We start from the raw sequence: 26,302 nt of genomic DNA on the forward strand, positions 1-26,302 counted from the left end.
GGGCCGTGTGTTGATGGAGCCATGGCCAAACAGAACGTGGCGGAGCAGTTCGTCGACATCCTCGTCCGCGCGGGCGTCCGGCGGCTGTACGGCGTGGTCGGCGACAGCCTGAACCCGGTCGTCGACGCGATCCGCCGTACCCCCTCGCTCGACTGGATCCAGGTGCGGCACGAGGAGACCGCCGCCTTCGCCGCGGGCGCCGAGGCCCAGATCACCGGCGGCCTCGCCGCCTGCGCGGGCTCCTGCGGGCCCGGCAACCTCCACCTCATCAACGGCCTGTACGACGCCCACCGCTCCATGGCCCCGGTCCTCGCGCTCGCCTCGCACATCCCGTCCAGCGAGATCGGCCTCTCCTACTTCCAGGAGACCCACCCCGACCAGCTGTTCCGCGAGTGCAGCCACTACAGCGAGCTCATCTCCCACCCGAAGCAGATGCCCCGGCTGCTCCACACGGCGATCCAGCACGCCGTCGGCCGAGGCGGCGTCAGCGTCGTCTCGCTGCCCGGCGACATCGCCTCCCAGCCGGCCCCGGAGAAGACGGTGGAGACCGCGCTCGTCACCACCCGGCCCACCGTCCGCCCCGGCGACACCGAGCTCGACGCCCTCGTCCGGATGATCGACGAAGCCGACCGGGTGACGCTCTTCTGCGGCAGCGGGACGGCGGGGGCGCATGCCGAGGTGATGCGGTTCGCCGAGCGGATCAAGGCGCCGGTCGGGCACGCCCTCCGCGGCAAGGAGTGGATCCAGTACGACAATCCGTACGACGTCGGCATGAGCGGACTCCTCGGGTACGGCGCCGCCTACGAGGCCACCCACGAGTGCGACCTGCTGATCCTGCTCGGCACCGACTTCCCGTACAACGCCTTCCTGCCCGACGACGTGAAGATCGTGCAGGTGGACGTCCGGCCCGAGCACCTCGGCCGCCGCTCCCGGCTCGACCTGGCCGTCTGGGGCGACGTCCGCGAGACCCTGCGCTCCGTGACCCCGCGCGTCCGCGCCAAGACCGACCGCCGCTTCCTCGACAAGATGCTGAAGAAGCACGCCGACGCGCTGGAGGGCGTCGTCAAGGCGTACACCCGCAAGGTCGAGAAGCACGTCCCGATCCACCCCGAGTACGTCGCCTCCGTCGTCGACGAACTGGCCGACGACGACGCGGTCTTCACGGTCGACACCGGTATGTGCAACGTCTGGGCGGCCCGCTACCTCTCGCCCAACGGACGGCGCAGGATCATCGGTTCGTTCAGCCACGGCTCCATGGCGAACGCCCTGCCGCAGGCGATCGGCGCCCAGTTCACCGACCGGAACCGCCAGGTCGTCTCGCTCTCCGGCGACGGCGGCTTCTCGATGCTGATGGGCGACTTCCTGACCCTCGTCCAGTACGACCTGCCCGTGAAGGTCGTCCTGTTCGACAACTCCTCGCTCGGCATGGTCGAGCTGGAGATGCTGGTCGCCGGACTCCCCTCGTACGGCACGACCAACAAGAACCCGGACTTCGCCGCCGTCGCCCGCGCCGCCGGGGCCTACGGCGTCCGCGTCGAGAAGCCCAAACACCTCGCGGGCGCCCTCAAGGACGCCTTCAGGCACAAGGGACCGGCCCTGGTCGACATCGTCACCGACCCCAACGCGCTCTCCATCCCGCCCAGGATCAGCGCGGACATGGTGGCCGGCTTCGCGCTCTCCGCCGGGAAGATCGTCCTGGACGGGGGAGTGGGCCGGATGCTCCAGATGGCCCGCTCCAACCTGCGCAACGTGCCCAGGCCCTGAGGGAGTGTCCGTCGTCACCTCATGAATGCGGACGGTGACACGGGGCATGCATCCCCGTGAGCCTGTTCGACGCGACCTGTGGGTGGGGGATATGGCCGGGGAGGCACGACAGCCGACTCAACTGCTCAGAAAGGTGGGATGCGCGGATCTCACCGCGGTGCCGGAGGTGCGACATGCCTTGCGTGAACTGCTGCGGAAGTGGGGCGGACCGGGCGCCTCCGACGTGGCCGAACTGCTCACCAGCGAACTGGTGACGAACGCCCTGGTCCACACCGAGCACGGGGCCGTCGTGACCGCGACGGTCGTCCCGGAGCAGCTGAGGGTCGAGGTCCGCGACTTCGTGCCCGGACTCAAACGGCCGCCCGTACCGCCCGCCGACGACGGTACGCACGGCCGGGGACTCGTCCTCGTCCAGGAGCTCGCCGACTCCTGGGGCGTCGAGGACCACGGAGTGGGCAAGGTGGTGTGGTTCGAACTGAACGGCGGGGCCGCCTGAGAGGCGGCCCCGCCGGATTTCCGTGTCGGCTCAGCCGAACTGCTGCTCCAGGTCCTTGAGCTTGCGCTCCAGGGAGTCGAGACGGGGCAGCGCCTGGGTGTCGTCCTCGGCGGTGAGGTCCACCGTCCGGGACTCGCCGGGGCGGGGCTCATCGCCCCTCACGGCTTGCAGGGAAGGCCGGGGTCGAAGCGGCAGCTGTCCGGGGTCCGCTATGGCGGGCTCCGCGACGGCGGCCTGCACGGCGGCCGTCGCGGAGCCCGAACCACTGCCCGCACCGGGGCCCTGGCCGGTGCCGGAAGAGGCGCCCAGTGCCGCCATCTCGACCTGGCGTCCGCCGCCGCGGCCGAGCCCGAAGGACCGGTGCTGACGGTTGATCGCCTTGAGTCTCGCCCGGTCCAGCTTCACCTGGTCGCGCCGGCGGAGCCGGTTCTGCTCCTTCTCCCGCCGGTCCTCGCGCACCTCGTCGACCGCCTCGTCCAGGGTCCGCACGCCCTCCAGGAGCATCAGCGACCAGGCCGCGAAGGTCTCCCGGGGTGCCCTCAGCCACCGCACGATGCGGATCTGCGGCAGCGGGCGGGGCACCAGGCCCTGCTCGCGCAGCGCGGCCCTGCGGGTCTGCTTCAGCGCCCGGTCGAAGAGGACCGCCGCCGAGAGGGACATGCCCGCGAAGAAGTGCGGAGCCCCGTCGTGACCCATGCCGCGCGGTGCGTGGACCCAGTTGAACCAGGCCGCCGCGCCCGCGAACAGCCAGACGAGCAGGCGCGAGCCGAGGGCCGCGTCGCCGTGGCTGGCCTCGCGGACCGCGAGCACCGAGCAGAACATGGCCGCGCCGTCGAGGCCGAAGGGTACGAGGTACTCCCAGCCCCCGGCGAGGTTCAGGTTCTGCCGGCCGAAGCCCACGAGGCCGTGGAAGGACAGCGCCGCCGCGACGGCCGCGCAGAGGAAGAGCAGCCCGTACGAGGCGAATCCGTAGACGGCCTCCTTGCGTCTGCGACGCTCCTCGCTCCGCTCCCAGGAGTCGTCGGCCGCGGTCTGGTCACCGGCGCGCTTCCCGCGCGCGAGCACCGCCACCGCCGTCAGGACCCCGGCCACCATCACGCCGCCCGGAAGCAGCCAGTCCAGCGATATGTCGGTCAGTCTCATGCGGTGTCCCTTGCATCGCAGTAGGGCGTTTGGCGGCCCATACTGGCCGACCCCATGGGGCGCTCAAGGGGTTTCCGGGCAAGAGCACGCCATCGGGGTCGCGGGGCATACGAATAGGTGCGATCTGGTCGAACGCGCGTACAGGGAAAGGGGTTTGAGTTCGATTTACGGCACTCGTACGGGTGGCGTAATCCCTCGGGGTTCAGGCGGTCGCGGCCAGCCGGCGGACGCGCTCGGCGTCGCAGGTGCGCGGGCAGGTGAGGCAGGTGTCCTCGGGGCGCAGCGTGTAGAAGAAGCAGCAGGCGGCCCGGTCGCGGGTGGCGCGCGGAGCGCCGTCCGGCCCCTCGGACCCGGGCAGCTCGCGGAAGGCCGCCCCGCCCGCGTACGGCTCGTACGGCTTGGGGGTGCCGGGCAGGAGGAGTTCGAGCTCGGCCCTCGCCCGCCGCTCCTCGCCCAGCAGGGCCGCGACGTACCAGAGGCCCTCGACGATCTCGTCCGTGGCCATCCCCCACAGGGCCCGGCGGCCGCGCCGCATCCGGGGCCCGAAACCATCGAGGACGGCCTCGAAGTGCTCGGCGAGCGAGGCGCGCACCTCGGCCCGCAGCGCCTCCTCGCCGTCGACGACCCGGGCGCCGGGCAGGGCCGCCGCGGGGTCGCCCGGTAGGCAGGAGAACTCCTCCACCCGGACCACCAGGCGGCCGGTCGTGCGCTGGAAGGCCACGTTCCGGACGGGCAGGCGGGGCACCCGGCGGTCCAGGAACCACGGGACGGTGACGAGGAGGCAGGCGGGCCAGGCGTACCGGTGCAGTCCGAAGCTCGCGACGACGTCGGGGCGGGCCCGGGTGCCGTAGTCCCGCAGCACCTGCGCGTCGTCCCAGGCGAGGAAGGCGTCGAGGGCGGGGCCGCCGGCCGCCAGCGCCTCCGCGCCCACCCAGCCCGCGCCGTCCGGCAGCCGTTCGCCCCGGCCGGGTTCCTCTATCCGCAGGTTGGGGAAGACCTCCGCGAGCCGGGCGTAGGAAGCCGCGACGGGCGAGGCGAGGGGGGCGGGCAACAGGGCGGGGACGGTCATGCGGACCACCGAATCGCGAGCGTTGGCAGGTTAGCCTTACCTTACCCGATTCGGGGTGGCCTCCCACCTGCGGAGGCGGCCCGTATGCCCCGGATGTCGGTCCGTTCGCCTATGGTGCACAGAGGACCCGGGCGACGCGAGCCGAGCCCGGCACGAGGCCGCAGGAGGGACCCGGGTGGAGCAGGGCGCAGCGCGCGAGCGGACGACGGACCGACCGTCCCCGCCCTTCGTCGACGCCACGGGCCCGCTCGGCGCGTCCGCACGCGTACCGGAACAGCAGACACGCGGCACGGAGACCGCCCGAGGCGAACACACCCACGGCGAGCCGACCTCCGGTGCCGAGGGCAGGCGGGACGGGTTGGCGGCCGGTACGCCCCGCGTCGAGTCGGGGGCCCTCGGGCCCCGGGTCGTGCACCGGCACTCCGTTCGAGGGCAGGTCCTCGAAGCGCTGCGTACGGCCCTCGTCGGCGGTGAGCTCCGGCCCGGCGAGGTCTACTCCGCCCCCGCGCTCGGCGAGCGCTTCGGGGTGTCCGCCACGCCCGTCCGCGAGGCCATGCAGCGCCTCGCCGTCGAGGGGGCGGTCGAGGTCGTGCCGAACCGCGGCTTCCGGGTCACCGAGCGCACCCCCCGGGAGCTCGCCGAGCTCGCCGAGGTCCGGGCGCTCATCGAGGTGCCCGTGATGCTGCGGCTGGCCCGCACGGTCCCCGCCGCCCGCTGGGCCGAACTCCGGCCGCTCGCCGAGGCGACCGCGACAGCCGCCGCCCGGGGCGACCGCGCGCACTACGCCGAGGCCGACCGGGCCTTCCACCGGGCCGTCCTCTCCCTCGCCGGGAACGAGCAGCTGCTCGCCGTCGCCGACGACCTCCACCGCCGCTCCCAGTGGCCCCTGATCAGCGCCCCCGCCCTCCGCCACGGCGACCTCGTCGCCGACGCCGCCGAGCACACCGCCCTGCTCGACGCCCTGATCGCCCAGGACCTGACCGTCGTCCAAGCCCTCGTACGAGAGCACTTCGCCGGATCGGAGTGCTAGGGGGCGCCGTGCCGGCCGGGCTCGTGGCGCCTGGCACCCGCACCTCGCCGCGTTGTCGTCGGTCGCCGGCGCTCCGCGTCGAACTCCCTCCTCCGCCTTGCGGGGCACGGCACCGGACGCCGCTCCCTGATCCGGCCTGCCCGACACGGCACCCCCCGAGCCCCGGGCGACTAAGGTCGGAGGCGTCAGCCGCTCGCACCGCGTCGCCCGTGAGGTGTCCCATGCCGTCCGCGCCCCCGTCCCCGGCATGGGACGGTACGGAAGCCGAGGCCAGTGAGCTGCTCGGCTGGCTGACCGATCCCGAGGCGCCCCGGCTCTGCCTGGTCACCGGGGCCCCGGGCAGCGGCAAGACGGCCCTGCTCGGCTGGCTCGCCGCGTACGGACCGCGCTCCGGCCGGTCCCGCCGCCGGGCGCACCGGATGCTCGTCCCGCTCGCCGGGCAGAGCGCGCTCGGCGCTGCCTGGACGATCGCCGACCGCCTCGGCGTCGTCGCCCGCTCGCCCGGCGACCTCGTCCACGCCCTCGCCACCAGCGAGACGCGGCCCGCCGGCCGGACCGTCCTCCTCCTCACCGACCTGCACGCCGCCGCCGAACCCGCCGCGCTCACCCGGCTCATCGCCGAGCTCGCCGGGGTCGGGAGGGTCCGCCTCGTGGTCGAGGCCCGGAGCGGCACCCCGGCCCCCGCCGTCCTGCGCGCCGAGCGCCGGACCACCGTCGTCGACCTCGACGGCGAGCCGGAGACCCCCGATACCGCCTCCGCGGAGCCCGCCCCGCCGCTGCCGGACCTCTCCGACCCGGCGGCCGTCTGCGCGGCCGACCCGCTGCTCGTCACCACCGCGTACGTCACCGGCGCCGCGCTCGCCGGGGTGCCGGGCACCCTCGACGGGCCCGAACCGTCCGCCCGGCCCGGCGAGGGCACCGCCGACGGGCACGGCGGGCTCCGCACCGCCTGGATGCGCGCCGGACAGTCGCTCTGCCGCGAACAGGCCCCGGCGGAGCGGGCGTTGGTCCTCCTCGCCGCGCTCGGCGACGGCGCCGACCCCCGGCTGCGCCCCGCACTGGCCGAGCTCGCGGCGGGCGCGCCCTGGCGGGTCCGATGGGCCCGCCACCGCGGAGACCTGAACCCGCCCTGGCCGGGCCCGGTCGCCGTGCTCGGCGCGGCGGGCGGCCCGCTGGAGGGCACCCTCCTCGTCGGCGATCCCACCGGCACCGTACGGCTGCTCCACGAGGCCGACGCGAGTCCCGCCGGGCGCCTGGCGCATGCCGTCCCCGGCCGGATCACCGCGCTCGCGCCCGCGCCGGACGGCACGGTGCTGCTCCTGGACGACCGGGGGCGGCTGCATGCCGTACGGGGGACGGCGCCCCGGCCCCCGTATCTGGAGCGGCTCACCGAGGCGGTCTCGGCGACCCTGGCCCGCCATCCGGGCACGGCCCTCGCGGCGATCGCGGGATCGGTGGTGGTGGGGGACCGGCTGGGCTCCGTCCACGCCTTCGGCCTGACGGGTCTTCACCAGTCGGCCTCGCACAGCGGCCGGGTCACGGCCGTCGCGGCGGTCGAGTCCGAGACCCCGTTCGTCTGCTCCGGCGGCGCCGACGGGAGCGTCCGGCTCTGGACCCCCGGCCGTGACACGCACTCCGAGCCCCTCGCCGAACGGCCCTCGCCGGTCGTCTCCCTGCATGCGACGGAGACCCCGCACGGGCCGCTGGTCGCCGCGGCCTGGGCCGACGGCCTCGTCGAACTCCACCGCCCGGAGGGCGGCCCGACGCTCTCCTTCCGTCCGGGCCCCCCGGTCCGCGCGGTCGCGGTCACCGGTGCCGGCTCCCTGCTCGTCGGCACCGACGACAGCCTGGTGTGCCTCGCTCCGAAGGAGAAGTGACGGGACATCACCAGGCTGTCAGCACAAGGGACTTCAGGTGGCGGGCCGGGGTGTCAGCTGGGCCGACAGCCAGGTCGGCACCCCGCCGAGGAGTTGGAAGAGGCGCCGGGCCTCGGCGCGCAGGCGGCCCGCCTCCGGTTCGGTCTCCGTGGTCGCCAGGGCCGTGAGCGCCGGGGCCGTACCGACCAGGTAGCCCAGTTCCTCGCGGATCCGCAGGGACTCCGCGAAACCGTGTCGCGCCTCCGCCAACTCCCCTTCGCGCAGGGCGAGTCCGGCCAGGTGCCGCCAGGTGAAGGAGAGCAGGAGCGAGTCCCCCTGCGCCGTCGCCCCGGCGTGTGCCCTGCGGTACGCGGCGCGGGCCGCCTGCGGGGAGTCGCCGAGGTTCTGGGCGATGAGCCCGCGCCGGAAGTCCAGGAGCGGGCGGCGGCCGCCGGAGGGGGCGATCAGGGCCGCCGCCCGGCCCAGCGCCATCCGGGCCTCGTCGGCCCGGTCGCGTACGCCCAACAGCGTGGAGGCGTAGGCGAGATAGCCGCGTTCGCAGGCCGCCGCGCCGCGTTCCTCGTCGGTGCCGGCCACCGCCTCGGCCGCGCGGAGCGCCTCCTCGGCGTCGGCCCAGCCCTGTTCGGTGTAGAGGCAGCGCTCGATCAGCAGCGCGGCCCGTTCGAGTGCGGCCGCCGGTTCGGACGCGTGCGGCGCGAGCAGCGCGGCCGCGTCCGTCCAGCAACCTCGGGAGCGGAGACGCCATATGGCGGTCTCCACGGGTGTCTCCTTGCCGTAGGCGAGGGACGGATCTTCGCCACCCCTTGATTCGGAACCAGACATGGCGGTATCCGCCACATTGCCCTCCCCGAGCGCGCCATCGAGCTGTTGAGTAGGACGGCATCTCAGCACGAACGGCAGTACCCGGCCAAGGGGTCGGGTGAAAAATTTCACAAACTCGAGCCGGGGTGGAGAGCCGCGCCCCGACCCGGTCCGGCCGGCCGGCGAATCGCCGATCGGCCCGTGATCAAGCCGCTGATCAGGCCCGGGCCCGGTCCGCGGAACCTGACGCCGAAGGCCCGCCGAGGGCCCGGACGCCACTCCTCCGGACTCGCCCGAAAGAGTGAAGCGCCGGGGCCCTGGGCGGGCCCTGGAACGTGCGGATCAGCCGGTGCGCGAGCCCGCTCAGCTCATCCGCAGCGCGAGGAAGAAGTCGAGCTTGTCCTCCAGGCGGGAGAGGTCGCGGCCGGTGAGCTGCTCGATCCGGCCCACCCGGTAGCGCAGCGTGTTCACGTGCAGGTGGAGGCGGGTCGCGCAGCGGGTCCAGGAGCCGTCGCAGTCGAGGAACGCCTCCAGGGTCGGGATGAGCTCCGCCCGGTGGCGGCGGTCGTAGTCGCGCAGCGGGTCGAGGAGGCGGGCCGTGAAGGCGCGGCGGACGTCGTCGGGCACGAACGGCAGCAGCAGCACGTGCGAGGCCAGCTCGTGGTGCCCGGCGGCGCAGACCCGGCCCGGACGGGCGGCGGCCACCCGGCGGGCGTGCCGGGCCTCCTCCAGGGCCCCGCGCAGGCCCTCCGCCGACGCCACGGCCGCGCTGACGCCCAGCGTGAGGCGCCCGTCGCCGTCGAGACCCGAGGAGAGCGGCGCCCGTACGGCGGCGAGCAGCGCGTCCGCATGCAGGCCCAGGGCGGGGGCCGGGCCCTCGTCCTCGCTCTCCGGCAGCGGGCCCGCGGCCAGCGGGACCAGGGCGATCGCCTCGTCGCCGCTGTGCGCGACCGCGATCCGGTCGGCCGACTCGGCGCCGACGGTCGCCGGGTCGACGAGGATCTCCTCCAGGAGCGCCTGCGCGACCGGCCCGCTGTCCACGGGGGTCTGGCCGGCCTCCTGCTCCCACTCCACGCGGGCGACGACGACCTGCCAGTGCGGGGCCGTGCCGAGCCCGGGCAGCAGCACCGGGGCGGCGACCCGCAGCCGGGCCGCGATCTCGGCGGGCGCGGCGCCCGTCTGCACCAGCTCCAGGACCTCCTGGGCGAGCCGGCGCCGTACCGTGCGGGCCGCGTCGCGCCGGTCCCGCTCGACGGAGATCAGCTGGGTGACGCCCTGGAGCAGGTCGAGCCGGGCGGCGGGCCAGTCCCCGGCGTCCGCCTCGACGGCGAGCAGCCAGTCCGACAGGACCGTCTCGCGCACGTCCCGGGAGGCGGGCGCGGCGCCCCGGCCGGTGTTGCGGATCGGGAAGAGCGAGTACGTGGACCCGGCGACGCTCAGCCGGTGCGGGCCGCGCCGGCCGGTCCGGGTGGCGGCCAGGTGCTCGCCCGCCAGGGTGGCGGCGAGCCCGGCCTCCAGGGGCTCTCCCGCGCCCGCGATCTGGCGGCCGGTGGGGGAGAGGACCCAGGCCCGCAGGTCCAGGTCGGAGCCCAGGAGGTCGAGGACGACCTCGGGTCCGCCGCCGGCCGGCCCGGAGGTCATGAGCCTCCTGTGGCGGTCGACGACAGCCGCCAGGTCCCCGGCCCGCTCGCCGGAGACCTGTCGAACAACGTGCTCGGTGATCGTCGCGAACGCAACGGACTCGTTCACTGCGAACAGCGGGAGCCGGTGGCGCAAACACGCCGCCACGAGATCGTCGGGGACGGGACCGAGCTCGGCCTCGCCCGCGGCCAGGGCGGCCACCCCGGCCGCGGCCAGGATCCGGACGAAGGGCTCGCTGTCGGCGGGCTCCGCCCGCCAGGCGAGGCCGGTGAGCACCAGCTCGCCGCCGGACAGGTACCGGCTGGGGTCCTTGAGGTCCGTCGTCATCACGCCTCGGACGGTCCGGTCCAGCTCGTCCTCGCCGCCGAGCAGGCGCAGCCCGAGCGCGTCGTTCTCCAGCAGTGCGCGCAGCCGCATCGTGTCGCCGCCGTTCCTTCGTTCGGTGATGGTGAAAGTGTCGTGTTGTCGACGGTGGCGCGGTGCCACCGTTCCCAGGGGGAAACGGTGAGGTTTCCGTTCTCCGCCTTTCGTTCGAATCTACAAGACGACGACGGGCACCAGCCAACTCCTTCATGGTTTCGGTGACTGCACCCGGGCGATCGTGGCTTGTGTACTAGGCCACACACCGCGTGAACAGCACATGAACACGTCGAGGGCCGGCCGTCCCCCCGGACCCACTGCTCGACCCCCGAACACCAGAATCACTTAGAAGAGAGCCACCATGGACTTCCTTCGCCCCGCCAGCTGGGAGGAGGCGCTCGCCGCCAAGGCCGAGCACCCCACGGCCGTGCCCATCGCCGGTGGTACCGACGTCATGGTCGAGATCAACTTCGACCACCGGCGTCCCGAGTACCTCCTGGACCTGAACCGCGTCGAGCTGCTGCGCGAGTGGGAGGTCGGCGAGGAGAACGTACGCCTCGGCGCCTCCGTCCCGTACACGCAGATCATGGAGAACCTGCGCGCGGAACTCCCGGGTCTGGCCCTGGCCTCGCACACGGTCGCCTCCCCGCAGATCCGCAACCGCGGCGGCGTCGGCGGCAACCTCGGCACCGCGTCGCCCGCCGGTGACGCCCACCCGGCCCTGCTCGCCGCGGGCGCCGAGGTCGAGGTGGAGTCGGTGCGCGGCAACCGCTTCATCCCGATCGACGAGTTCTACACGGGCGTGAAGCGCAACGCGCTCCAGCCCGACGAGCTCATCAAGACCGTCCACATCAAGAAGGCGGACGGCCCCCAGCAGTACTCCAAGGTCGGCACCCGCAACGCGATGGTCATCGCGGTCTGCGCCTTCGGCCTGGCCCTGCACCCGGAGACCCGGACCGTGCGCACCGGCATCGGCTCCGCCGCGCCGACCCCGATCCGCGCCAAGGAGGCCGAGGCCTTCCTGAACGCGGCTCTGGAGGAGGGCGGCTTCTGGGACAACGGAAAGATCATCACCCCGTCGATCGCCAAGCAGTTCGCCGACCTCTGCTCGGCCGCCGCCAACCCGATCGACGACGTCCGTGGCACCGCCAAGTACCGGCGCCACGCCGTCGGCATCATGGCTCGCCGCCAGCTCGGCTGGACGTGGGAGCAGTACCGCGGCGCGGGCCGCACGCTTGAGGGAGCTGCATAACCATGCGCGTCAATTTCACGGTCAACGGTCGTCCGCAGGAAGCCGACGACGTCTGGGAGGGCGAGTCCCTCCTCTACGTTCTGCGTGAGCGTCTGGGCCTGCCCGGCTCCAAGAACGCCTGCGAGCAGGGCGAGTGCGGTTCCTGCACCGTCCGTCTCGACGGAGTGCCGGTCTGTTCGTGCCTGGTCGCCGCCGGCCAGGTCGAGGGCCGCGAGGTCGTCACCGTCGAGGGCCTGGCGGACTACGCCAAGCAGCGTGAGGAGCATGCCGGCTGCGCGAGCGGCGCCTGCGGCACCTCGGTCGACGAGGCCAAGCGCTGGGAGGCCAAGCCCCAGGACTCGCAGACCGGCGAGGGTGTCGAACTCTCCCCGATCCAGCAGGCGTTCATCGACGCCGGCGCCGTCCAGTGCGGCTTCTGCACCCCCGGTCTGCTCGTCGCGGCCGACGAGATGCTGGAGCGCAACCCGTCCCCGACGGACGCGGACATCCGCGAGGCGCTCTCCGGCAACCTCTGCCGCTGCACCGGTTACGAGAAGATCCTCGACGCGGTCCGCCTCGCGGCCGCCCGTCAGGGAGAGGCGGTCTGACCATGGCTGGCACCACCACCGGCATCCCCGGCAACGTCACCCAGAACCACACCAAGGGCGGCGTCGGCGAGTCCACGCTCCGCCCGGACGGCACCCTCAAGGTCACCGGCGAGTTCGCCTACTCCTCGGACATGTGGCACGAGGACATGCTGTGGGGCCAGGTCCTGCGCTCCACCGTCGCGCACGCCGAGATCGTGTCGATCGACACCTCCGAGGCCCTGAAGGTGTCGGGCGTCTACGCCGTCCTGACCCACGAGGACCTGCCGGCCGCGAAGAACTACGGCATGGAGTTCCAGGACACCCCGGTCCTCGCCTACGGCAAGGTCCGTCACCACGGCGAGCCGGTCGCCCTCGTGGCCGCCGACCACCCGGAGACCGCCCGCCGCGCCGCCGCGAAGATCAGGGTCGAGTACCGGGAGCTCCCGGTCATCACCGACGAGGCCTCGGCCACCGCCCCGGACGCGATCCTCGTCCACGAGAACCGCACCGACCACGCCTTCGCCCACGTCACGCACCCGAACATCGTGCACCGCCAGCCGATCATCCGGGGCAACGCCGCCGAGGCCGCCAAGCGCGCCGACGTGATCGTCAAGGGCGAGTACACCTTCGGCATGCAGGACCAGGCCTTCCTCGGCCCCGAGTCCGGCCTCGCCGTACCGTCCGAGGACGGCGGCGTGGACCTGTACGTCGCCACCCAGTGGCTGCACTCGGACCTCAAGCAGATCGCCCCCTGCCTCGGCCTGCCCGAGGAGAAGGTCCGCATGACCATGGCGGGCATCGGCGGCGCGTTCGGCGGCCGCGAGGACATCTCGATGCAGATCCTCGCCTCCGTGCTCGCCCTGCGCACCAACAAGCCGGTCAAGATGGTCTACAACCGGTACGAGTCCTTCTTCGGGCACGTCCACCGGCACCCGGCGAAGCTCTACTACGAGCACGGCGCCACCAAGGACGGCAAGCTCACGCACGTGAAGTGCAAGATCGTGCTCGACGGCGGCGCGTACGCCTCCTCCACGGTCTCGGTCGTCGGCAACGCCTCCTCCCTCTCGATCGGCCCCTACGTCGTCGACGACGTGGAGATCGAGGCGATCGGCCTCTACACCAACAACCCGCCCTGCGGCGCCATGCGCGGCTTCGGCGCGGTCCAGGCCTGCTTCGCCTACGAGGCGCAGATGGACAAGCTCGCGGCCAAGCTGGGCATGGACCCGGTCGAGCTGCGCCAGCTCAACGCCATGGAGCAGGGCACGATCATGCCGACCGGCCAGGTCGTGGACTCCCCGGCCCCGGTCGCCGAGCTGCTGCGCCGGGTCAAGGCCCGCCCGCTGCCGCCGGAGCGCCAGTGGGAGACCGCCGGTGAGAGCGCGGACGTCCGCGCGCTGCCGGGCGGCCTGTCCAACACCTCGCACGGCGAGGGCGTCGTACGGGGCGTCGGCTACGCGGTCGGCATCAAGAACGTCGGCTTCTCCGAGGGCTTCGACGACTACTCGACCGCCAAGATCCGCATCGAGGTCATCAACGGCGAGGCCGTCGCCACCGTCCACACCGCCGCGGCGGAGGTCGGCCAGGGCGGCGTCACCATCCACGCGCAGATCGCCCGTACCGAGCTCGGCGTCCAGCAGGTCACCATCCACCCCGCCGACACCCAGGTGGGCTCGGCCGGTTCGACCTCCGCGGGCCGCCAGACGTACATGACCGGCGGCGCCATCAAGAACTCCTGCGAGATCGTCCGCGAGAAGGTCCTGGAGATCGGCCGGCGCAAGTTCGGCTCGTACCACCCGGCCTGGGCCAACGCCGAACTCCTCCTGGAGGGCGGCAAGGTCGTCACCGACGGCGGCGAGGCCCTCGCGACCATCGCGGACGTCCTGGAGGACCAGGTCGTGGAGGTCGAGGAGGAGTTCCGGCACCGTCCGACCCAGGCCTTCGACATCGTCACCGGCCAGGGCAACGGCCACGTCCAGTACGCCTTCGCCGCGCACCGCGCGGTCGTCGAGGTGGACACCGAGCTCGGCCTCGTCAAGGTCATCGAGCTGGCCTGCGCCCAGGACGTCGGCAAGGCGGTCAACCCGCTCTCCGTGGTCGGCCAGATCCAGGGCGGCACCACCCAGGGCCTGGGCGTCGCGGTGATGGAGGAGATCATCGTCGACCCGAAGACCGCGAAGGTGCGCAACCCCTCCTTCACGGACTACCTGATCCCGACGATCCTCGACACGCCGACCATCCCGGTCGACTACCTCGAACTGGCCGACCCCAACGCGCCGTACGGCGTCCGGGGCATCGGCGAGGCCCCGACCCTCTCGTCCACCCCGGCCGTCCTCGCGGCGATCCGGGCGGCGACGGGCCTGGAGCTCAACAAGACGCCGGTCCGCCCCGAGGCGCTCACCGGCACCCTGTAGGACTCTCCGGGCGGTGCGTGCCTCCCAGGAACGTCACACTTCCACCGCCCACACCGCCCGGAGCACTCCCTCGACGGAGTACCCGCACCACCCGCAGTACCCGCTTCACAGCAGTACCCCGTTCGTCTCGGGCCGTCCCCCGGGTCGTGCAGCCAACTCAATATCCCAAATCCCGCAGCTTCACGTCAGAGCTTCGAAGTCTGATGCGGGTGCCCCTTTGAACCTTGGGAGTAGGCCCCATGACCCAGTCGTCTGTGGAGCCCAAGACCACCGCGGAGGACGCGGGCTCCGGCTCGCGCAACCCCGCCGGACGTTCTTGGCTCGACCGGTACTTTCACATCTCGGAGAGAGGATCCACCGTCGCGACGGAGATCCGCGGCGGCGTCACCACCTTCATGGCGATGGCGTACATTCTCCTGCTCAACCCCCTGATCCTCAGCGGCAAGGACGTCAACGGCGATCTGCTCGGCCAGCCCGCGCTGATCACCGCCACCGCCCTCTGCGCGGCCGCGACCACTCTCCTGATGGGCTTCTGGGGCAAGGTCCCCCTCGCCCTCGCCGCCGGTCTGAGCGTCTCCGGTGTGATGGCCTCCCAGGTCGTCCCCGTCATGACCTGGCCGCAGGCCATGGGCATGTCCGTGGCGTACGGCGCCGTGATCTGTCTCCTGGTCGTCACCGGCCTCCGCGAGATGATCATGAACGCGATCCCGCTCGCCCTGAAGCACGCCATCACCATCGGCATCGGCCTCTTCATCGCGATCATCGGCTTCGTGAAGGCCGGCTTCGTGCACGAGAACCCCGCCCCCGGCGGCGGTCCCGTCACCCTCGGCCCGGCCGGTGAGCTCCAGGGCTGGCCCGTCCTGATCTTCGCCTTCACCCTGCTGCTGATCTTCGCGCTCCAGTCCCGGAACGTCCCCGGCGCCATCCTCATCGGCATCGTCGCCGGCACCGTCGTCGCGGTCATCCTCAACGCGGTCGCCGACATCCCGGCCAAGGCCTGGTTCTCCGGCGCGCCGGAGCTGCACGGCAGCGCGGTCTCCGCACCGGACTTCTCCCTCATCGGGAACGTGTCCTTCACCGGCTGGGGCGACGTCGGCTACATCACGATCACCATGATCGTCTTCACCCTGGTGCTCGCCGGCTTCTTCGACGCCATGGCCACCATCCTCGGCGTCGGCACCGAGGCCAAGCTCGCCGACGACAAGGGCCGGATGCCGGGCCTCTCCAAGGCGCTCTTCATCGACGGCGCCGGCGGCATCGTCGGCGGCATCGGCGGGGCCTCCGGCCAGACGGTCTTCGTCGAGTCCGCGACCGGCGTCGGCGAGGGCGCCCGTACGGGCCTGGCCTCCGTGGTCACCGGCGGATTCTTCGCCCTCTGCCTCTTCTTCACGCCGCTCACCGCGATCGTGCCCCAGGAGGTCGCCGCCGCGGCCCTGGTCGTCATCGGCTCGATGATGATGCAGAACGCCAAGCACGTGGACTGGAGCGACCGCGCCGTCGCGATCCCGGTCTTCCTCACCGTGGTCCTGATGCCGTTCACGTACACCATCACCACGGGTGTCGCGGCCGGTGTGATCTCCTACGTCGTGATCAAGACGGCGCAGGGCAAGGCGCGCGAGGTCGGCGGCTTCATGTGGGGCCTGACCGCGATCTTCATCGTGTACTTCGCGATCCATCCCATCGAGAGCTGGCTCGGCGTCAGCTGACGCCGCACCGCAGCCCTCCCCACACCTTCCAAGGAGAACCCAGATGCTGGACATCGCCGAAGAGCTGCACCGGTGGGTCGAGCAGGGACGCGCGTTCGCCGTCGCCACCGTGGTGGCGGTCGGCGGCAGCGCGCCCCGGCAGCCGGGAGCCGCGCTCGCCGTCGACAGCGAGGGCACGGCGATCGGATCGGTCTCCGGCGGGTGTGTGGAGGGCGCGGTCTACGACCTGTGCGTCCAGGCCCTCGAAGACGGCAGGACCGTCGTCGAGCGCTTCGGCTACAGCGACGAGGACGCCTTCGCGGTCGGCCTGACCTGCGGCGGCATCATCGACATCCTCGTCACCCCGGTCCGCGGCGGGGTCTTCCCCGCCGCGCTGGCCGCCGCCGTCTCGGGGGAGGCGGCGGCCCTGGCCCGGATCGTCTCCGGCCCCGAGGAACTGATGGGCCAGGCCCTCCTGGTCCACCCCGACGGCTCGTACGAGGGGAAGCTCGGCGGCCACCCCGAGCTGGACCGCACCGCGGCCGGCGAGGCCCGCGCGATGCTCGACGCGGGCCGCACCGGCACCGTCGGGATAGGCGAGGACGGCAGCCGCTGCGGACAGCCGCTGACCCTCCTGGTCGAGTCCTCCGTCCCCGCCCCCCGCATGATCGTCTTCGGCGCCATCGACTTCGCCGCCGCCCTCGTCCGCGTCGGCAAGCTCCTCGGCTACCACGTCACCGTCTGCGACGCGCGGCCCGTCTTCGCGACGCGCGCCCGCTTCCCCGAGGCCGACGAGATCGTCGTCGAGTGGCCCCACCGCTACCTCGCCTCGACGGAGGTCGACGGCCGCACGGCCCTCTGCGTCCTCACCCACGACGCCAAGTTCGACGTCCCCCTCCTCCAGGCCGCACTGAGGCTTCCCGTCGCCTACATCGGCGCGATGGGCTCCCGCCGCACCCACGAGGACCGCAACGAGCGCCTCCGCGAGGTCGGCGTCACCGAACTCGAACTCGCCCGCCTCCGCTCCCCGATCGGCCTCGACCTCGGCGCGCGCACCCCCGAGGAGACCGCCCTCTCGATCGGCGCCGAGATCGTCGCCAACCGCCGCGGCGGCAGCGGCGTCTCCCTCACCGGCGCCCACACCCCGATCCACCACGACGTTCCCCGCGAACCGGACGGACGCATAGGTTCGGTCGCATAGCTCCGTTCCCCGTACCGCACCCGCGCCGACGGATGGATTCCCGGTGTGGACCCGCTCACCGCCGAAGACCCGACGCACATAGGTCCGTACCGTCTCGTCGCCCGACTGGGGGCGGGCGGGATGGGCCTCGTCTATCTCGGCCGCGACGACGTCGGCCGTACGGTCGCCGTCAAGGTCGTCCAGTCCGAGTACGCCGCACAGCCGGAGTTCCGCAGACGCTTCGCCCGCGAGGTGGCGGCCGCCCGGAGGGTGGGCGGGAGCTGGACCGCCGACGTCCTCGACGCGGACACCGACACCGGGGTCGCGGTGCCCTGGGTCGCCCCCCAGTACATCGCCGGCCCCGACCTGACCACCGTCGTCGCCAGGGACTTCGGCCCGCTGCCCGAGCACTCCGTCCGCGTCCTCGCCAACCGCCTCGCCCTCGCACTGGGCGTCGTGCACGAGGCGGGCCTCATCCACCGCGACCTCAAACCGTCCAACGTCCTGGTGACGGTGGACGGGCCCCGCGTCATCGACTTCGGCATCGCCCGCGCCATGGACAGCCTGGCCGGGGACAGCCTGCACACCCGCACCGGCATGCTGATCGGCTCGCCCGGCTTCATGTCCCCGGAGCAGGTCCGCGGCCTCGAACTCACCCCCGCCAGCGATGTGTTCTGCCTCGGGGCCGTCCTCGTGTACGCCGCAACCGGTCGCCTCCTCTTCGGCGCCACCGACACCGGTCTGAACGCCCACCTCTTCCGGGTCGCCGAGGAGGAGTCCGACCTCACCGGCGTACCGGAGTCGCTGCTCGGCCTGGTCCGCGCCTGCCTGGAGAAGGACCCGGCCGCCCGCCCCACACCCGAGCGGATCGTCGCCCTGACCGAGGGGGGGCGACGGCGGGGTGTGGCTGCCGGGCGAGGTCCTGGCCCAACTGGGGAGACACGCGGCGCAGTTGCTGGACTACGTGCCGGCGCCGCGGGCGGAGCCGCCTGCGGCGGAGCCCGCCGCCCGGCCTGTCGCGCATCCGGTCACGGAGACGGCACCCGACGGTGCGGTGCCGTGGCCCGGCCCGAGACGTGCCCCCTCCCCGGCGCGTCCGCCCGCCCCCGCGTACACCCCGACGGCTCCGGCGCCCGAGGTGCCCGCACCGGCGCCCCGGCGCCCGAAGGGCCTGGCCGTGATCGTGCTCGCGCAGCTGGCTGCGCTGTTCGGCACGATGACGCAGGATCCCTTCGACTTCGACTTCGGCCGGGACGCACCCGAGTTGTACGCCTTCGCGGTCCCCTTCGGTGCGCTGCTGCTGCTCGGCGGGCACCTCGCCGACCGGCTGGGCGGCCGACGGATGCTGGGCGTCGGCCTGACGGGTCTCGTGGCGGCCTGGGTGCTCGGCGGTTCGGACGGCGCCGCACTGATCGTCGGCCGCGTCCTCCAGGGCGGGTTCGCCGCCCTGGTGACGGCGGCGGTGCTGACCCTGGTGGCCACCGCCTTCCCCGAACCCGGGGCGCGCGTCAGGGCTTTCGGTGTCTACGCCACGGCCGGTATCGGCGGGGCGGCCGTGGGGCCCACGGCCGTGGAGATGGAACAGAAGGCGTTCATGGGCCTCGTCGTCATCCTCGCCGTGATCGCCCTGGTCGGGATCCGCGTCCTGCCGAAGGACCGCCCGCACCGCACCGGCACCCGTCTCGACCTGCCCGGAGTCCTGCTCGGCACCCTCGGGACCGCCGCGCTGCTGTACGGCTCCGTCAAGGCGTGGCCTGAGTGGGGCTCCCCCCTGACCCTGGGCCTGCTGGTGGGCGGAGCGGTGCTGCTCGTGGCCTTCCTGGGGTGGCAGAGCGCCGCGGCGGACCCGCTGCTGCCCCCGTACGTCCTCAAGGACCGCAACCGGCTCGGCGGCCTCCTCGCCGTGTTCCTCTCCGGTGCGGGCATCCTCTCGCTGATACCGTTCCTGGGCTTCATCCTGATGGCGGAGTTCGGATACAGCCCGGCCCGCGGTGGGATGGTGGCCATGGCCCCCGTGATCGCGGCGATCGCCGTCGGCGCCACCCAGGTCTCCCCGCGCCTGCTGCGCCGGGGTGTGGCGCCCCGCCTCCTCATCGTCGCCGGCCTGGTGACCACGGCGCTCGGTGCGGCCCTGACCATGGTCGGCATCCAGAGCGGCGTCGCGTACGGGACCCTCCTCCCGGCCATGATGCTCATGGGTCTGGGCATCGGCCTGCCCTTCGCGCCGCTCTTCGCCACCGTGGTCGCCGCCGGCCTCGGGCGGCACACCGGCGCGGCCGCCGCCGCCGTCGCCACGGCCCAGACGCTGGGCACGAGCCTCGGCACGGCACTCGTCATCGACGACGGCGTGCGGCCCTGGTGGGCGCTCGTCTTCCTGTTCCTGCTGCTCGCGGGTCTCGTCGCGGGCCTGATGGTGACGGCCAAGGGCGGTGACGGACAGGCCCTAGACGCCCAGTAGGCCCCGCAGATGGGCGCAGGCGTCCGCCTCGGTCGCGTGCGTGGCGACCGGTTCGTACGTGCCGCGCTCGTACACCCCGGTCTCCCAGCCGCCGGTGCTCCTGCGCAGGTAGACGAAGTCGGGCGGGGTGGGCGTCGGTTCGTGGACGTCTTCGATCCAGTAGTACGCGGCGGGCACCCCGGTCTCCCGGAGTGCCCGTTCCAGCGCCCGGCGGTCGGTCACGCGGGGACGCGTACCAGGTAGCCGTTGTCGAGGAGCCACTTCACGTTGAGGCGCTGGCCGTCGCCCGGGTCGAGGAAGGCGGGGTCCAGCTTGATCTGGCGGCCGCCGCCCGGCTGCTCGAACCAGGGGGCGATGGAGCCCTCCCAGACGACGAACTCCCTCGTCACCTCGTACAGGTGGTAGTCGCAGGGGAAGGCGGCGTCGCGGGTGTTGAGGTTCTGCGGGGGCAGGGCGCGCTTGGCGTAGTCGTCGCCGGCGGGGGCCAGGTAGCCGCCGTACTCCGAGCCGAAGCGGTCCAGGCGCTCGCCCTCCTCCAGGAGTTCCGGCGCCTTGTCGACGGTGCCGTTGACCTCGGCGAAGCCGTCGTTCGGCGGGTACTTCCAGCTGCCCGTGTCGGCCGGGCCCTCCCAGTACTTCTTGAGGAAGTCGGCGGAGGAGAGCTGCCCGGTGCGGTGGTAGCGGTTGAGGAGCGGGCCGACCGGCTCCTGCCACTTCTTCGGCAGGAACTTCGGGCCGAGCCGCTTGTCGCCCTCGAACTCCCCGGTGCAGGGGGCCGGGGGAGCGGCGACGGGCTTCCCGGCGGGGGCGGCCTGCGCCGCGGGGGCCGCGGCGAGGGCGGCGGTGACGCCCATGGCGGCGAGGACGGTACGGATCCTGAGGACGGTACGGCTGCGCTCCACGCGGAGGCTCCCTGGGGTGGGGTGGAGTGGTCAGTGGCGCCGCACACAGTAGTGGATCACCTGCGCTGAGTGATCGAACGCGGGCGGAAACCGGCCATGCGCGTCCGGTGGGTTCGGTCAGGCCCTGCGGAGGCCGCTGAGCAGCAGTTCGGCCAGCTGGTCGTACGCCTCGGCGTCGGCGAGGCCGGTCGCCGCGGCCACCTGGCGGCGCTGGATGCGGACCATCACCGAGGAGATGACGTCGGCCGCGAAGGTCACGTGCACCTCGCGGAACACCCCGGCCCGCACCCCCTCCTCGATGAGCTGCTGCACCCGGCCGGCCGCCGCGCGCGTATTGCGCTCGTACACCTCCGCCGCCGGCTCGAAGGCCGCCACGTCGTCGAAGAACTGCGGCGAGACGGGGGCCAGCTCGGCCGAGACCGCCCGGAGGTACGCGGCGAGCCGCTCGGCCGGATCGCTCGCGGCGGCGAGGACCGCCTCGACCCGGGCCGTGGCGCGCCGGAAGAAGTGCACGACCGCCGCCCGCACCAGCTGCTCCTTGCTGCCGGCCAGGCCGTACAGGGTCCGCTTCGAGCAGTGCAGCCGCGCGGCGAGGTCGTCGAGCGTCAGCCGGGCGAAGCCCTCGCCGACGAGGAGGGCGACGAGGTTCTCGAAGAGGGCGGAGCGCCGCGCGGCTCCGCGGCCCGTCAGCTGCGGGGCATCGGCGGCGGAGGTCTCGATCACCCCGCCAGTATTCCAGGCCGCCGTTCGAGGGGGTTACGTCAGCACCCTTCTGCGCTACGCTAACCGGTACTGCAGTACCTCCCCCAGTACCACTTTGCGCGCCGCTGGAGTCGCCATGGATGTCGACCGCCTGCTTCCCACCCCCGAGGCGGCGGACCTCATCGCCCTCACCCGGGAGATCGCCGACAAGGAACTCTCTCCGCGGGTGGACGAGCACGAGGCCGCCGAGACCTATCCCGAGGGGCTCTTCGCCACCCTCGGCGAGGCCGGGCTCCTCGGCCTGCCGTACCCCGAGGAGTACGGCGGCGGAGGCCAGCCCTACGAGGTCTACCTCCAGGTCCTGGAGGAGCTCGCCGCGCGCTGGGCGGCCGTCGCCGTCGCCACCAGCGTCCACACCCTCGCCAGCCACCCCCTGCATGCCTTCGGCACCCCGGAGCAGAAGGAGCGCTGGCTGCCCGCGATCCTCGAGGGCCGGACCATCGGCGGCTACAGCCTCTCCGAGCCGCAGGCCGGATCCGACGCCGCCGCCCTCACCTGCAAGGCCGAGCGCCAGGAGGACGGCAGCGGGTACCGGGTCACCGGCACCAAGGCCTGGATCACCCACGGCGGCAAGGCCGACTTCTACGCCCTCTTCGCCCGCACCGCCCCCGGCAGCCACGGCATCTCCTGCTTCCTCGCCCCCGGCGCCACGGAGGGCCTGAGCTTCGGCGCGCCCGAGCGCAAGATGGGCCTCCAGGCCGTGCCGACGACCGCCGCGTACTGGGACGGCGCCCTCATCGAGGAGGACCGGCGCATAGGCGACGAGGGCCAGGGCCTCCAGATCGCCTTCAGCGCCCTCGACAGCGGCCGCCTCGGCATCGCCGCCTGCGCCACCGGCCTCGCCCAGGCAGCCCTGGACGCCGCCGTCGCGTACGCCAACGAGCGCACCACCTTCGGCCGCCGGATCGTCGACCACCAGGGCCTCGGCTTCCTCCTCGCCGACATGGCCGCCGCCGTCGACGCGGCCCGCGCCACCTACCTGGACGCGGCCCGCCGCCGCGACCTCGGCCGCCCCTTCAGCCGCCAGGCCAGCGCGGCCAAGCTCATCGCGACCGACACGGCCATGCGGGTCACCACGGACGCCGTCCAGGTCTTCGGCGGCTACGGCTACACGCGGGACTTCCCGGTCGAGCGCTACATGCGCGAGGCGAAGATCATGCAGATCTTCGAGGGCACCAACCAGATCCAGCGGCTGGTCATCAGCCGTGGCCTGGCGACGGCCCAGAACTCCGCGCGGTAACCGCCCGCAGCGTCGTGTACGCGGCCCAGGCGTCCAGGAGCGGCGGCATCGCCGATCGCCGGCGCCCGGGCCCGTGCGTCACCGCGTACCGTACGGCCGCCGGGGTGGCGTCCGGGAACGCCGAGCGGAGCAGGGCGACCGCCCCCGTGACGAAGGGCGCGGCGGCGCTCGTACCGCTCAGGAGGACGGGGCGGCCGTCGAGGCCCACGCCGGGGACGCGGTCGCCGGGAGCGCCGACTCCGTTGCGGCCGATCGAGATGCCCCGGTTGGAGCGGGGCAGGGGGCGTCCGGCGTGGTCGTACGCGACCACCGGGATGACCCACGGGTGGTCGGTGAGCGGGGAGGAGCCCGTCCGGCCCTGGTTCCCGGCGGCCACCACGACGATCACGCCCCGGTCGGCGGCGTGACCGAGGGCCGCATCCAGCGCGCGGTCGCGGACACCGGAAGGCGCGGGCTGGGCCAGGCTCAGGTTCAGGACGTGGGCGCCCGCGTCGACGGCCTCCGTGATCGCCTCCGCCAGCTCCGCGACGCGTACGCCAGCCAGGCAGGTCGCGGGGCCGCCTTCGGTCGGATGGTCCGTGAAGAGGGGCCGGGACAGCAGCGTGCAGCGCGGGCACACGCCCCGGTCCCCGGCGAGGAGCGCGGCGACGGCGGTGCCGTGGGCGCAGCACACGTCCGCGCGGGCGCAGGATCCCGCCCCGGCGGCCGGACGCAGTTCCCGGACCGGACGGCCCGCGAAGGCGGGGTGGTTCGGGGCCACGCGGCCGTCGATCACGCCGACCACGACCGAGGACCGGCCGGAGGTGCGCGCCATGAGCGGCGTGAGTTCGACCAGGTCCAGGGGGTCCATGCGTACCTCTCTCCACCGCTGCCGGGGGACTAGTAGGTGTACAGGTGGCCGTACGGGTCTACGGGGCCGACCGGTTCGCACTCGTAGTGACACCTCTCCGAGCAGGCGTTCAGGCAGTCGCCCGCTGCGTAGGAAGGGCTGTCCTGGCACTCGTCGGCGCAGAGGTTCGAGCACATCGTGTCGCAGTGGGCGTCGATCTGCGGGCGGAGCAGGTCACCGGGGGCGGTGGGCCGGGCGGTCGGGAAGGCCCGGGTGAACCCTGGCAGGCTCATGGCGACTCCAGCAGGGGAGGAGCCGGTCGCCCGGCGTTGCGGGGGCCGGGCGAGCGTTCTCGTGGGCACTCTCGTGCGCGGGTTCGAATCGGGGGACGCCCGTCAGGCGTCACTACCACGGATCCTTCGAGCAGAACGCGTCCAGGCACTTCCTCACGCACTTGCGGAAGTCATGGCTTCCTCTGCAGTTGTTGCGGCAGACCGGGCCCAACTCCAGCTCGCAGAGGGCGTCCTGAGGGCGGACCAGATCGCCGGTCCGTGTGTCGCGCGTCGGCGGTTCGACGGCGAATCCGGGGATGCTCATGTCCGTTCGCCTCCTTCTCTCTTCCTTCTCTCTGTCGCCCGGGCCGGCGTTGCCCGGGTCAGCGGACGAAGTACTCCTGGAACGGTGTCACCAGGAAGGGGAAGAACCCGGCGAGACCCACGCGGACGAAGTACTTCTCGACCACGTTGGTCTGGAGGTCGGTGTAGGAGAACACGACCGTGATGACGGCCTGCGACCGGGTGCTCAGCCGGGAGGGACCGGCTTCCACCGAGGAGAGGACGCAGCCCGCCGCGCGCTTCTCGTTGGTCTTCTGGTACATCTCCTGGCAGCGCACCGTCAGGTAGTTGAGGGCCCGGCCGACCGGGTCGGTGCCGGCGTTGTCGCTGAGCTGGAGCAGCCGGTCGAGCAGGGATCCGACGACCTTCGCGAACTCCTTGCGGGAGGCGCCCTGGGGGCGGTCGATCGCGCCGATGAGTTCCTTGCGGTCGAACCCCCAGGTCTTCACCACTCTGACGACGGGGACGGAGAGACCCTGGCAGGCACTCGGGGGCGCGATCGGGCCGAGCGCGCCGACCACCACGGCGAGGTCGCGCCCGTCGGCCACCGGACGCAGCGCCTCCACCAGCTCGTCGAGACCGGTGGGGTCCGTGGCCTCCAGGATGTAGGTGTCGACGCCCTGGACGGACAGGACGAAGCACATCTGCCGGGCGAGATAGCGGTTCTCCGGGGCGGAGAGCACGCGGTACATCGCGTCGGCGTCGGTGCTGTCGGTGTGCCCGCCGGCCCCCGCCACCTGGAAGAACTCGTGCTGGACCGAGATGTCGGGGAAGACGGCACGGACGCGGCCGAGCACATAGACGTAGCCGTCGTCGGCGTCCCCTCCGTCGTCGGGGGAGGCGGCCGCGGTACAGCCGCAGGACGACTGGACGACGGTCGGATCGTCGGCGCGCGCGGGGCCGGGGTCGCGCGCGGGCCCGGGATCCTCCGCCGCGAGCACGGGGCCGGGCGGAGCGGGCCGGGTGTCGGTCTCCGGAGAGAGGCCCGCGGCGGGGGCAGTGTCGATGATCTCGGGGTTCATCAGTCACTCCTCACACGCACTCTGCCGGGCCGTCAGAAGCGAGGGCGCTCACGGGGACCGCCCGTCGGGCAGGCGTCGCGCACGGTGCCCGGAGGTACCGGAACAGCGGCTCAGCGGTCCGGCCCGCCACCGATCGTCATCCACCGGTTCAGCGCCTCGGCCCGGCGGCCGCAGCCACCGCAGGGGCGGATCCCCATGGCCGAGGTCGCCCGGGCGACGGCATCGCCCAGCCCGATCTCCGTACCCTCGCCGCCGGGCCGCGCGAAGCCGGGGATGCGGACCCGATGCCGGGGGCCGTCGTGGCGACGGCTGTCACGGGAGTCGTGTGCCGTCCCCTTCCGGGGCTCACCCCGACTGCTCGTTGAGTGGTCAACCATCCTGCTCACATCCAGGACTTGGGCCGTGCGGCGCCGACCGCGCGCTCCCACCCCTTTCCAGGCTCCTCCCGAACGGCGCCGCCCGCACGCCGACTCGGGCGGGCCGGGGCCTTACTTACCGAGCGTGGCGACACCGGCCCGGGCGAACTTCTCGTCGAGGTCACCGGACGGGGCGCCGGCGACGCCGATGCCCGCGATCGGGGCGCCCTTGGCGGTGACGGGGGCGCCGCCGGCGAGGAAGAGGGTGCCGGGGATGTCCTTGAGGGTCGGCGCGTTGGTGAGGCGCTTGGCCAGCTCGGAGGTCGGGGCGTTCCAGGACACGGCGGTGTACGCCTTCTTCACGGCCGACTCGTAGGACTGCGGGCCCGCGCCGTCGCCGCGCAGGGTGACGATCGTGTTGCCGTTGCGGTCCACGACCGCGACGGACACCCGCTGGTTCTCCTTCTCCGCGGCCTCCAGCGTCGCCTTCGCCGCCTTCGTCGCGGCCTCGATCGTCAAGTGGGTGGAACGCGTCGTGTTCTTGTTCTTGGCGTCGGCCTCGGCGGCGGCCGGAGCGGCCGCCGCCTCCTCGCCGGTGGCGCTCGCGGAGTAGGCCCCGAAGCCGCCGAGGGCGAGGGCGGCGACGATCGCGCCACCGGTCACGACACGGGTGCGCGAGGAGGTCTTCTTCACGTGCTTCATGGGATCTGCTCCAGTGAAATCGGGGAACCGCGGGGGCCGTCGGGGACGCCGTGGCCCGCTCTGCTTCCCATCCTGGTGCCGTACCCTGCCGCCGCCCGTCGTCGTCCCGGCTGCACCCGGCGCCCCGGGTGGTCGACCCCGG

General features: G+C 73.1%; 23 protein-coding genes and 1 pseudogene. 12 read left to right on the forward strand and 12 right to left on the reverse strand.

What is annotated here, in order from left to right; all coding sequences use genetic code 11:
- The first annotated feature begins 21 nt into the window (after positions 1–21).
- Positions 22–1,764 carry a pyruvate dehydrogenase gene (locus ACH4TP_RS10080; RefSeq protein WP_389227159.1) on the forward strand — a complete coding sequence of 581 codons (1,743 nt, stop codon included), beginning with the start codon at positions 22–24 and terminating at the stop codon, positions 1,762–1,764.
- A 91-nt stretch (positions 1,765–1,855) separates the two neighbouring features.
- On the forward strand, positions 1,856–2,260 hold the full coding sequence (locus tag ACH4TP_RS10085; RefSeq protein WP_389227162.1) for an ATP-binding protein: 405 nt from the start codon (positions 1,856–1,858) through the stop codon (positions 2,258–2,260).
- Between the two features lie 30 nt (positions 2,261–2,290).
- On the opposite strand, the gene ACH4TP_RS10090 is transcribed toward ACH4TP_RS10085, so the two are convergent.
- Positions 2,291–3,403 carry a DUF2637 domain-containing protein gene (locus tag ACH4TP_RS10090; protein ID WP_398436940.1) on the reverse strand — a complete coding sequence of 371 codons (1,113 nt, stop codon included), beginning with the start codon at positions 3,401–3,403 and terminating at the stop codon, positions 2,291–2,293.
- Positions 3,404–3,605: 202 nt separating this feature from the next.
- Positions 3,606–4,472 (reverse strand): (2Fe-2S)-binding protein, encoded by an 867-nt coding sequence (locus ACH4TP_RS10095; protein ID WP_389227169.1) that lies wholly within the window; start codon positions 4,470–4,472, stop codon positions 3,606–3,608.
- 175 nt (positions 4,473–4,647) lie between these two features.
- Between ACH4TP_RS10095 and ACH4TP_RS10100 the strand changes: the two genes are divergently transcribed.
- Together ACH4TP_RS10100 and ACH4TP_RS10105 are read left to right on the forward strand one after the other, a co-directional pair.
- A complete protein-coding gene (locus ACH4TP_RS10100; RefSeq protein WP_389227172.1) occupies positions 4,648–5,502 on the forward strand; it encodes a GntR family transcriptional regulator in 855 nt (284 codons plus the stop codon).
- Positions 5,503–5,723: 221 nt separating this feature from the next.
- Positions 5,724–7,379: a WD40 repeat domain-containing protein gene (locus ACH4TP_RS10105; protein ID WP_398436942.1), complete on the forward strand. Its 1,656-nt coding sequence runs from the start codon at positions 5,724–5,726 to the stop codon at positions 7,377–7,379.
- Between the two features lie 33 nt (positions 7,380–7,412).
- On the opposite strand, the gene ACH4TP_RS10110 is transcribed toward ACH4TP_RS10105, so the two are convergent.
- Positions 7,413–8,201, reverse strand: a complete 789-nt coding sequence (locus ACH4TP_RS10110) for a hypothetical protein (protein ID WP_389227178.1) — start codon at positions 8,199–8,201, stop codon at positions 7,413–7,415.
- A 342-nt stretch (positions 8,202–8,543) separates the two neighbouring features.
- On the reverse strand, positions 8,544–10,238 hold the full coding sequence (locus ACH4TP_RS10115) for a PucR family transcriptional regulator (RefSeq protein ID WP_389227181.1): 1,695 nt from the start codon (positions 10,236–10,238) through the stop codon (positions 8,544–8,546).
- A 304-nt stretch (positions 10,239–10,542) separates the two neighbouring features.
- Between ACH4TP_RS10115 and ACH4TP_RS10120 the strand changes: the two genes are divergently transcribed.
- From ACH4TP_RS10120 to ACH4TP_RS10150, 7 genes and pseudogenes are all read left to right on the forward strand, one after another.
- Positions 10,543–11,433 carry an FAD binding domain-containing protein gene (locus ACH4TP_RS10120; RefSeq protein WP_398436945.1) on the forward strand — a complete coding sequence of 297 codons (891 nt, stop codon included), beginning with the start codon at positions 10,543–10,545 and terminating at the stop codon, positions 11,431–11,433.
- 2 nt (positions 11,434–11,435) lie between these two features.
- The gene (locus tag ACH4TP_RS10125) at positions 11,436–12,020 is read left to right on the forward strand and encodes a (2Fe-2S)-binding protein (RefSeq protein ID WP_389227185.1); all 585 of its coding nucleotides are present in this window, start codon (positions 11,436–11,438) and stop codon (positions 12,018–12,020) included.
- Positions 12,021–12,022: 2 nt separating this feature from the next.
- Positions 12,023–14,410, forward strand: coding sequence for a xanthine dehydrogenase family protein molybdopterin-binding subunit (locus ACH4TP_RS10130; RefSeq protein ID WP_398185510.1), 2,388 nt, complete (start codon positions 12,023–12,025; stop codon positions 14,408–14,410).
- A gap of 239 nt (positions 14,411–14,649) precedes the next feature.
- Positions 14,650–16,116: an NCS2 family permease gene (locus ACH4TP_RS10135; RefSeq protein ID WP_389227190.1), complete on the forward strand. Its 1,467-nt coding sequence runs from the start codon at positions 14,650–14,652 to the stop codon at positions 16,114–16,116.
- 43 nt (positions 16,117–16,159) lie between these two features.
- Complete coding sequence (locus tag ACH4TP_RS10140) at positions 16,160–17,296, forward strand: XdhC family protein (protein WP_389227193.1); 1,137 nt, start codon at positions 16,160–16,162, stop codon at positions 17,294–17,296.
- 120 nt (positions 17,297–17,416) lie between these two features.
- A pseudogene (locus ACH4TP_RS10145) lies at positions 17,417–18,088 on the forward strand (serine/threonine-protein kinase); the annotation flags it as partial.
- 364 nt (positions 18,089–18,452) lie between these two features.
- Positions 18,453–19,733 carry an MFS transporter gene (locus ACH4TP_RS10150; RefSeq protein ID WP_398436948.1) on the forward strand — a complete coding sequence of 427 codons (1,281 nt, stop codon included), beginning with the start codon at positions 18,453–18,455 and terminating at the stop codon, positions 19,731–19,733.
- On the opposite strand, the gene ACH4TP_RS10155 is transcribed toward ACH4TP_RS10150, so the two are convergent.
- The 3 genes from ACH4TP_RS10155 to ACH4TP_RS10165 form a co-directional block, all read right to left on the reverse strand.
- Entirely contained in the window at positions 19,719–19,955 is a 237-nt protein-coding gene (locus ACH4TP_RS10155) for a hypothetical protein (protein ID WP_389227199.1), read from the reverse strand. The genes ACH4TP_RS10150 and ACH4TP_RS10155 overlap by 15 nt on opposite strands.
- Positions 19,952–20,587, reverse strand: coding sequence for a TNT domain-containing protein (locus ACH4TP_RS10160; protein ID WP_398437822.1), 636 nt, complete (start codon positions 20,585–20,587; stop codon positions 19,952–19,954). The genes ACH4TP_RS10155 and ACH4TP_RS10160 overlap by 4 nt, the downstream gene beginning before the upstream one ends.
- 165 nt (positions 20,588–20,752) lie before the next feature.
- Positions 20,753–21,358: a TetR/AcrR family transcriptional regulator gene (locus tag ACH4TP_RS10165; protein ID WP_389227202.1), complete on the reverse strand. Its 606-nt coding sequence runs from the start codon at positions 21,356–21,358 to the stop codon at positions 20,753–20,755.
- A gap of 115 nt (positions 21,359–21,473) precedes the next feature.
- Here ACH4TP_RS10165 and ACH4TP_RS10170 point away from each other — a divergent pair, with 115 nt between their 5' ends.
- On the forward strand, positions 21,474–22,637 hold the full coding sequence (locus ACH4TP_RS10170; RefSeq protein WP_389227205.1) for an acyl-CoA dehydrogenase family protein: 1,164 nt from the start codon (positions 21,474–21,476) through the stop codon (positions 22,635–22,637).
- Here the strand turns inward: ACH4TP_RS10170 and ACH4TP_RS10175 are convergent.
- The 5 genes from ACH4TP_RS10175 to ACH4TP_RS10195 all read right to left on the reverse strand — a co-directional run bounded on the left by ACH4TP_RS10175 (position 22,597) and on the right by ACH4TP_RS10195 (position 26,151).
- A complete protein-coding gene (locus tag ACH4TP_RS10175; RefSeq protein ID WP_398436951.1) occupies positions 22,597–23,487 on the reverse strand; it encodes a S8 family peptidase in 891 nt (296 codons plus the stop codon). The two genes, ACH4TP_RS10170 and ACH4TP_RS10175, sit on opposite strands and share 41 nt — an antisense overlap.
- Before the next feature lie 29 nt (positions 23,488–23,516).
- A complete protein-coding gene (locus ACH4TP_RS10180) occupies positions 23,517–23,759 on the reverse strand; it encodes a hypothetical protein (RefSeq protein WP_389227211.1) in 243 nt (80 codons plus the stop codon).
- 112 nt (positions 23,760–23,871) lie between these two features.
- On the reverse strand, positions 23,872–24,063 hold the full coding sequence (locus ACH4TP_RS10185) for a hypothetical protein (protein ID WP_389227214.1): 192 nt from the start codon (positions 24,061–24,063) through the stop codon (positions 23,872–23,874).
- Positions 24,064–24,121: 58 nt separating this feature from the next.
- The gene (locus ACH4TP_RS10190; protein ID WP_398185499.1) at positions 24,122–25,102 is read right to left on the reverse strand and encodes a hypothetical protein; all 981 of its coding nucleotides are present in this window, start codon (positions 25,100–25,102) and stop codon (positions 24,122–24,124) included.
- A gap of 488 nt (positions 25,103–25,590) precedes the next feature.
- Complete coding sequence (locus ACH4TP_RS10195) at positions 25,591–26,151, reverse strand: heme-binding protein (protein ID WP_398437823.1); 561 nt, start codon at positions 26,149–26,151, stop codon at positions 25,591–25,593.
- Positions 26,152–26,302: the final 151 nt, after the last annotated feature.

It is taken from the genome of Streptomyces sp. NPDC021012 (assembly GCF_044333355.1).
Classification (GTDB): Bacteria; Actinomycetota; Actinomycetes; order Streptomycetales; family Streptomycetaceae; genus Streptomyces.

What these genes read in the sequence shown, in the direction of transcription:
- ACH4TP_RS10175 (WP_398436951.1), bottom strand. Translation starts at nt 23,487, where the DNA reads ATGGACCCCCTGGACCTGGTCGAACTCACGCCGCTCATGGCGCGCACC.
- ACH4TP_RS10180 (WP_389227211.1), bottom strand. Translation starts at nt 23,759, where the DNA reads ATGAGCCTGCCAGGGTTCACCCGGGCCTTCCCGACCGCCCGGCCCACC.
- ACH4TP_RS10090 (WP_398436940.1), bottom strand. Translation starts at nt 3,403, where the DNA reads ATGAGACTGACCGACATATCGCTGGACTGGCTGCTTCCGGGCGGCGTG.
- ACH4TP_RS10185 (WP_389227214.1), bottom strand. Translation starts at nt 24,063, where the DNA reads ATGAGCATCCCCGGATTCGCCGTCGAACCGCCGACGCGCGACACACGG.
- ACH4TP_RS10095 (WP_389227169.1), bottom strand. Translation starts at nt 4,472, where the DNA reads ATGACCGTCCCCGCCCTGTTGCCCGCCCCCCTCGCCTCGCCCGTCGCG.
- ACH4TP_RS10130 (WP_398185510.1), top strand. Translation starts at nt 12,023, where the DNA reads ATGGCTGGCACCACCACCGGCATCCCCGGCAACGTCACCCAGAACCAC.
- ACH4TP_RS10120 (WP_398436945.1), top strand. Translation starts at nt 10,543, where the DNA reads ATGGACTTCCTTCGCCCCGCCAGCTGGGAGGAGGCGCTCGCCGCCAAG.
- ACH4TP_RS10135 (WP_389227190.1), top strand. Translation starts at nt 14,650, where the DNA reads ATGACCCAGTCGTCTGTGGAGCCCAAGACCACCGCGGAGGACGCGGGC.
- ACH4TP_RS10125 (WP_389227185.1), top strand. Translation starts at nt 11,436, where the DNA reads ATGCGCGTCAATTTCACGGTCAACGGTCGTCCGCAGGAAGCCGACGAC.
- ACH4TP_RS10110 (WP_389227178.1), bottom strand. Translation starts at nt 8,201, where the DNA reads ATGTCTGGTTCCGAATCAAGGGGTGGCGAAGATCCGTCCCTCGCCTAC.
- ACH4TP_RS10085 (WP_389227162.1), top strand. Translation starts at nt 1,856, where the DNA reads ATGGCCGGGGAGGCACGACAGCCGACTCAACTGCTCAGAAAGGTGGGA.
- ACH4TP_RS10170 (WP_389227205.1), top strand. Translation starts at nt 21,474, where the DNA reads ATGGATGTCGACCGCCTGCTTCCCACCCCCGAGGCGGCGGACCTCATC.
- ACH4TP_RS10160 (WP_398437822.1), bottom strand. Translation starts at nt 20,587, where the DNA reads ATGGGCGTCACCGCCGCCCTCGCCGCGGCCCCCGCGGCGCAGGCCGCC.
- ACH4TP_RS10080 (WP_389227159.1), top strand. Translation starts at nt 22, where the DNA reads ATGGCCAAACAGAACGTGGCGGAGCAGTTCGTCGACATCCTCGTCCGC.
- ACH4TP_RS10115 (WP_389227181.1), bottom strand. Translation starts at nt 10,238, where the DNA reads ATGCGGCTGCGCGCACTGCTGGAGAACGACGCGCTCGGGCTGCGCCTG.
- ACH4TP_RS10140 (WP_389227193.1), top strand. Translation starts at nt 16,160, where the DNA reads ATGCTGGACATCGCCGAAGAGCTGCACCGGTGGGTCGAGCAGGGACGC.
- ACH4TP_RS10105 (WP_398436942.1), top strand. Translation starts at nt 5,724, where the DNA reads ATGCCGTCCGCGCCCCCGTCCCCGGCATGGGACGGTACGGAAGCCGAG.
- ACH4TP_RS10190 (WP_398185499.1), bottom strand. Translation starts at nt 25,102, where the DNA reads ATGAACCCCGAGATCATCGACACTGCCCCCGCCGCGGGCCTCTCTCCG.